Source organism: Haemophilus sp. HMSC061E01 (genome assembly GCF_001810345.1).
Classification (GTDB): Bacteria; Pseudomonadota; Gammaproteobacteria; order Enterobacterales; family Pasteurellaceae; genus Haemophilus_D.
Genome location: NZ_KV801015.1, coordinates 105,317 through 111,851 on the forward strand (window position 1 = coordinate 105,317; position 6,535 = coordinate 111,851).

Below are 6,535 nucleotides of genomic sequence, written 5' to 3' on the forward strand. Positions count from 1 at the left end.
CGGCGTATTCTACGAGCATCAATTCACACTGTAAAGTGCGGTCAGTTTTAGCGATGAATAATCGAAAAGTCAGAATACCGTTTATCTTCAATATAATCGACTAAGACCCGTTCAACAGTTGCAGTTCTTGGCCCGACTTTTAACCAATCATAAAAGTATTGCAGTTGGTCATCATTGCCTTCCGCAATGATTTCGACACTTCCGTCTGTACAATTTCTTACCGTGCCTTTAATACCAATTTTCTCTGCTTCTTTCCACGTAAAATAACGAAACCCGACACCTTGTACTCGCCCATATACGACAAATCGTTTTGCCATGATTTGCTCCTTTGTTACAAAAACTTTTTAAAAATTAACCGCACTTTCCTATTCCCATTTTTTAAAATTTAGCATAGCATTACAACCATCTAATTTCATTCAAAAAATAAAAGGAGTAATTATGAAATTATGTAAGTTTGCTTTAGGTGTTGTTGCCCTTGCAGTCAGTGCGAGCAGCTTAGCCGGCATGGTCACCACCTCATCAAACCTTGAGTTCCTTGCTATCAACGGCCAAAAAGCCAGCAAATCCCTTCTAAAAGAAAAAAAATCATTCAATGCTGAAGCTGACCAAACACAGCAGGTTGTGGTACGTTTAGGTGAGATCGTCGGTACAGGTTCTAGCCAAGGGCTTTTTGAGTCTAACCCTGTTATTGTGACTTTTAAAGGTACGGCTGATGATGTTGTGGTATCCGCAGAAAAAATTCGTTCTCAAGAAGATGGCGAAAAATTTAATGCACAACCACAAATTACCGTTAAAACTAAATCAGGTAATGTGATTGATGCTAAAGTAGATACCTTAAAACAAGAAGGTTTATTCCCATCAGCGAATATTGTTAACGACCTTGCTGAGTATAATGCATCTAATGCACCAGCAGCGGTTTCAGCTTTAGCAGCACCTGCAGTAGGTATGATGCCTGCAGCATCAGGAAAAGCAGCGAAAGGCAAAGTCGTAGTGCAAGGTGAAAACGTTGCTGAACAACAATTACAATACTGGTTCCAACAAGCCGATAAAGAAACCCAAACTCGTTTCTTAAACTGGGCAAAAAAACAAAAATAATCGTTTTTTTAACCGCACTTTGATAAAGAAGTGAGCCTTCCCGCTCACTTTTTTATCATCCATTTTTTAGTCATAAAATAATAAGCAAGGATATCAACATGAATCAATGGCTTAATGCAAAAGTAATCGCTTCAATACCTATTTTTATTGCAGTGAATATCGCAGCGTTTGGCGTCTGGTTTTTTGATATTTCTACGCAATCTATGCCCTTAATTTTAGGGATTATTGCAGGTGGTTTAGTGGATTTAGATAATCGTCTTACCGGACGATTAAAAAATATTTTTTACACATTAATTGCCTTTTCCATTTCAACCTTCATCGTTCAGCTTAATATTGGCAAGCCGATCCAATACGTATTGTTGATGACTATCATCACCTTTTTATTTACGATGGTTGGTGCCGTGGGTGAACGTTATCGTACTATTGCGTTTGGTACGCTGGTGGTAGCCATTTACACCACTCTCACTTATACACCAGATAATTCTGCGAGCTGGTTTATCAATCCTGTAATGATTTTATTGGGTACCTTGCTCTACAGCATTGTGACCATCATCGTCTATCTCTTTTTCCCAAACCGTCCTGTACAAGAAAGCGTGGCAAAAGCGTTTTGTGCACTTGGTAATTATTTAGATGCAAAATCAGAATTTTTTGATCCTGATGAGATTGATGAAATCGAGAAAAAACACCTTAATTTTGCGATGAAAAACACCAATGTGGTGGATACCTTCAATCAAGCGAGAACAGCACTTTTCTATCGTATTCGTGGGCAACATCGCCATGCTCGCACACAACGCATGATCCGCTATTATTTTGCTGCGCAAGACATTCATGAGCGTGCAAATTCAACACATTTTGATTATCGACAAATTGCGGAACAACTCAAAAATACAGATTTAATTTTCCGTATTCAGCGCTTGCTCGAATTACAAGCGCAAGCCTGTCACGATATTACGGCTTGCCTGCGTCAGAATACGCCTTATCACTATAATATTCGTGTAGAAAAAGCATTGATGGGCACAATTCAATCCCTTGAGCTTTATAGCAAAGAACATACCAATCAAAACAATGTTTTGCTAGCCCTTCAAACACTGATTGATAACCTGCAAAGCATTAACTGGCAATTACGCCAACTTGAGCAAGAAACCAGTGAAAATGAGCAAACTGCACAGATCCATACTGAACAAATTACGGGATTAAAAAATATTCTTTCTGTTATTGGAAGTAATTTCACTTTTGAGTCACCACTTTTCCGCCATGCTGTACGTTTGTCTATCGTGGTGTTTTTGTGTTGCGCAATTGTTGAATTTTTCCAATTTAATTTGGGTTACTGGATTTTACTTACTGCGGTCTTTGTGTGTCAGCCAAACTATTCTGCAACCAAAGTGCGGTTACGCCAGCGTATTATTGGTACGATTTTAGGGGTAATTATTGGCTCCTTATTACCATATCTCAACCCAACATTAGAGATGAAACTTGGTTTAATGGTGGTGACCAGTACGCTCTTTTTCTTTTTCCGTAGTAATAATTACAGTTTCTCCACGTTCTTTATTACCTTGCAAGTATTGATCAGTTTCGATGTAATGGGATTTGACACACAATCAGCGCTCTTCCCTCGTCTCATTGATACTGTATTAGGTTCAGCCATTGCATGGTTTGCCGTTTCTTATTTATGGCCGGATTGGAAATATTTACAGCTCGATAAAGTGAGCCGTCAAGCGATTCAAAGTGATGCACAATATTTCTTGCACATTATTAGCCAACTGCAATTTGGTAAAAGCGATAATTTAAAATACCGTATTGCACGCCGTAATGCCCATCAATATGCGGCGGCACTAAGTACGACGCTTTCCAATATGAACAACGAACCGAAGAAATATCAGGCTTATTTGCAAGAAGGTTTTGATTTATTAAAAATGAATTATTCCCTATTGAGCTATATTTCTGCTTTAGGGGCATATCGCAATAAAATGGCACAATTACAACAAACTACCGAGTTTTTGTCAGACTTTTATCCTGTGGCGAAAAAGGTTTTATATGCGCTGGAAAATATTGAAAAGCTTCGTCCAGAAATCTTTGAAAAGCTCCAAAATAATATTGAACAGAGCCTAAAAAAAATTCAATGGGATGAAACGCAAACCAAAAACAATGCAGTCTTTGCGTTGCCATACCAGCAACTTAACTTGATTTCTCAATTGCTACCTCAGTTATATCGCTATTTCCAACATAGTCAAAAAGAACTGATTGCAAAATAAAAAACAAAGGAAAAACTGACCGCACTACCCCGAATTTTTTATTGTTCTCAATGCAATAAACAGGGATAATACGCCTCTTATATAAAATAAATTTAGACGCAATGACACATTACATTCTACTCATTATCAGCACTGCATTAATCAATAACTTCGTTTTGGTCAAATTCTTAGGACTTTGTCCATTTATGGGTGTGTCCAAAAAGATTGAAACAGCAATAGGTATGGGGCTTGCTACGACATTTGTATTAACCGTCGCATCATTGTGTTCTTATTTAGTCGATAGTTATATTTTAATGCCGCTAAATGCTACATTTTTGCGCACTTTAGTTTTCATTTTGGTGATTGCCGTCGTGGTTCAATTTACTGAAATGGTAATCAATAAAACGAGCCCATCACTTTATCGCTTATTAGGGATTTTCTTACCACTGATTACCACAAACTGTGCAGTACTCGGCGTGGCATTATTAAACGTCAATTTGGCACACAATTTAACTGAATCCGTTATTTATGGTTTTGGCGCCTCTTTAGGTTTTGCTCTGGTTTTAGTTTTATTTGCCGCATTGCGTGAACGCCTTGTTGCTGCAGATGTCCCCATTACGTTTCGTGGCTCGTCTATCGCATTAATTACGGCCGGTTTGATGTCTCTCGCCTTTATGGGCTTCGCCGGATTAGTAAAATGATTTATCTCTTGATGTTTATTACTGTAACAGTGATTTTTCTCGGATTATTTTGGAATAACACTAAAAAATAATGTTTATCTTAATTTCAGTAACCGTTCTCGCTTTAATTTTTGGTGCGATTTTAGGCTTTGCTTCGATTAAATTAAAAGTCGAAGCAGATCCCATCGTCGAAAAAATTGATGCCATCTTACCGCAAAGCCAATGTGGGCAATGCGGCTATCCTGGCTGTAAGCCTTATGCTGAAGCGATTGCTAATGGTGACGTTATCACAAAATGCGTGCCTGGTGGTCGTCCAACAGTCGTAAAAATTGCCGAAATCATGGGTGTTGATGTACCCGCAATGGATGATGTGGCGGAACCAGAAGAAATGGTTGCCTTTATTAATGAAAATATGTGTATTGGCTGTACTAAATGTATTCAAGCCTGCCCTGTTGATGCCATTATCGGTACAAACAAAGCCATGCATACAATTATTCCCGATCTCTGTACTGGCTGTGAACTTTGCGTCGCACCTTGTCCAACAGATTGTATTTCCATGATTAAAGTGAAAAAAGATATTGATAATTGGGACTGGAAATTTGATCCTAAATTAGTCATTCCGGTTGTAAACACCACAGAAATCGAGAAAAAATTAGTGGTTGGGGAGTCGGAATAATATGGCTGATGTATTAACAAGATTTAAATCCGGCAAAATTTGGGATTTTAAAGGCGGTATTCATCCTCATGAAATGAAATCTCAATCAAACCAATTCCCTATTAAGCAATCAGAACTTTCTCATGATTTTTATGTGCCGATTAAACAACATGCCGGCACAGCAGGAAATGTATTAGTTAAAGAGGGCGATTATGTGCTTAAAGGCCAACCTTTAACACAAGGTGATGGCTTAAGAACCTTGCCTGTTCACGCGCCAACTTCTGGTACCGTAAAGTTTATCGGAAAACATGTTGCGCCCCATCCTTCTGGTCTAACTGAGGATATGATTCATATTCAAGCGGATGGCTTGGATAAATGGCGTGAGCAATTTCCACTTGAAGAGTTTTTCACACAACCTGTCGAACAACTCATTGATCGTATTTATCAAGCAGGGGTTGCTGGCTTAGGTGGTGCGGTATTCCCGACTGCGGCCAAAATTCAATCGGCTGAAAAGAAAGTTAAACTCTTAATTATTAACGGTGCGGAATGCGAACCTTATATTACCTGTGATGACCGCTTAATGCGTGATTATACAGATGAAATAATCGAAGGGATTCGCATCTTACGTTATATCTTACGTCCTGAAAAAGTGGTGATTGCGGTTGAAGACAATAAACCCGAAGCAATTCAAGCTATTCAGCAATCACTACATGGTGCAAATGATATTGAATTGCGCGTTATTCCGACTAAATATCCATCTGGTGCAGCCAAACAGCTTATTTATTTGCTTACCGGCATGGAAGTGCCAAGTGGCGGACGTTCTTACGATATTGGCGTATTGATGCATAATGTCGGTACAGCTTTTGCGGTAAAAAGAGCGGTCATTAATGACGAGCCTTTAATTGAGCGTGTCGTTACACTGACTGGTGATAAAATTTCAGAGAAAGGTAACTACTGGGTTCGCTTGGGCACACCGGTTGATCACTTATTGGCGCAAGTTGGCTATCAATATGATGAGCGCTTCCCTGTTTTTGCCGGCGGACCAATGATGGGATTACAACTTTCTGATCTCAACGCACCCGTCACAAAATTAATAAACTGTTTATTAGCACCCGATCATTTTGAATATGGTGAACCCGAACCGGAACAATCTTGTATCCGCTGTTCAGCTTGTTCTGATGCTTGCCCTGTCAATTTAATGCCACAGCAACTTTATTGGTATGCTCGCAGTGAGGATCACCAAAAATCAGAAGAATATTGCTTAAAAGATTGTATTGAATGTGGCGTGTGTGCTTATGTTTGTCCAAGCCATATTCCGCTTATTCAATATTTCCGACAAGAAAAAGCCAAGATTTGGGAAATTAAAGAAAAAGCGAAAAAAGCAGAAGAAGCCAAAATCCGTTTTGAAGCAAAACAAGCTCGTATGGAACGTGAGGAGCAAGAACGTAAAGCACGTTCACAACGCGCAGCAGAAGCTCGCCGTGAAGAACTTGCAAAACAAAAAGGTGAAGACCCAGTTAAAGCGGCATTAGAACGCCTGAAAGCAAAACAAGCGGGTTTAGCAGCAAATAAAGAAACAAAAACTATCGTATCTGAGAAAGGCGAAATCTTACCAGATAACCATGAGCTCATGGAGCAACGTAAAGCCCGTCGCCTAGCTAAACAACAAGCGCAAGCAGATACAGGCACTGTGACAAATGCAACAACGTCACAAACCAATGAAAAAGATGCGAAGAAAGCAGCTGTTGCAGCTGCTCTCGCAAGAGCAAAAGCGAAAAAAGCGGCCGCTCAAGGTGAAACAGTTGCGACAAATGCAACTGAAAGCGTGGTAGAAAAAACAGATGAAAATCCAACCGCACTTGATCCGAAAAAAG

Annotated in this window: 6 protein-coding genes; 5 read left to right on the plus strand and 1 reads right to left on the minus strand. The window is 39.4% G+C overall.

All coding sequences use genetic code 11. The annotated features are described in order from the left end of the window. Nucleotides 1-47 precede the first annotated feature (47 nt). Complete coding sequence (locus HMPREF2732_RS06405; protein ID WP_080351264.1) at nt 48-317, minus strand: acylphosphatase; 270 nt, start codon at nt 315-317, stop codon at nt 48-50. Nucleotides 318-438: 121 nt separating this feature from the next. On the opposite strand from HMPREF2732_RS06405, the gene HMPREF2732_RS06410 reads away from it, so the two are divergent. The 5 genes from HMPREF2732_RS06410 to rsxC all read left to right on the plus strand — a co-directional run. Further along, a complete protein-coding gene (locus HMPREF2732_RS06410; protein ID WP_049373465.1) occupies nt 439-1,095 on the plus strand; it encodes a curli polymerization inhibitor CsgI-related protein in 657 nt (218 codons plus the stop codon). Between the two features lie 98 nt (nt 1,096-1,193). Then, nucleotides 1,194-3,347, plus strand: a complete 2,154-nt coding sequence (gene yccS / locus HMPREF2732_RS06415; protein ID WP_070592139.1) for a YccS family putative transporter — start codon at nt 1,194-1,196, stop codon at nt 3,345-3,347. 101 nt (nt 3,348-3,448) lie between these two features. After that, nucleotides 3,449-4,027 carry an electron transport complex subunit RsxA gene (rsxA, locus tag HMPREF2732_RS06420; RefSeq protein ID WP_070592141.1) on the plus strand — a complete coding sequence of 193 codons (579 nt, stop codon included), beginning with the start codon at nt 3,449-3,451 and terminating at the stop codon, nt 4,025-4,027. 70 nt (nt 4,028-4,097) lie between these two features. After that, complete coding sequence (gene rsxB, locus HMPREF2732_RS06425; protein WP_070592143.1) at nt 4,098-4,682, plus strand: electron transport complex subunit RsxB; 585 nt, start codon at nt 4,098-4,100, stop codon at nt 4,680-4,682. A gap of 1 nt (nt 4,683) precedes the next feature. Continuing rightward, a partial coding sequence (gene rsxC, locus HMPREF2732_RS06430; protein WP_261673766.1) for an electron transport complex subunit RsxC occupies nt 4,684-6,535 on the plus strand: 1,852 nt, incomplete at its 3' end.

Excerpts from the sequence above, each read along its gene's own strand:
- HMPREF2732_RS06405 (WP_080351264.1), bottom strand. The coding sequence starts at position 317 with ATGGCAAAACGATTTGTCGTATATGGGCGAGTACAAGGTGTCGGGTTT.
- HMPREF2732_RS06410 (WP_049373465.1), top strand. The coding sequence starts at position 439 with ATGAAATTATGTAAGTTTGCTTTAGGTGTTGTTGCCCTTGCAGTCAGT.
- yccS (WP_070592139.1), top strand. The coding sequence starts at position 1,194 with ATGAATCAATGGCTTAATGCAAAAGTAATCGCTTCAATACCTATTTTT.
- rsxA (WP_070592141.1), top strand. The coding sequence starts at position 3,449 with ATGACACATTACATTCTACTCATTATCAGCACTGCATTAATCAATAAC.
- rsxB (WP_070592143.1), top strand. The coding sequence starts at position 4,098 with ATGTTTATCTTAATTTCAGTAACCGTTCTCGCTTTAATTTTTGGTGCG.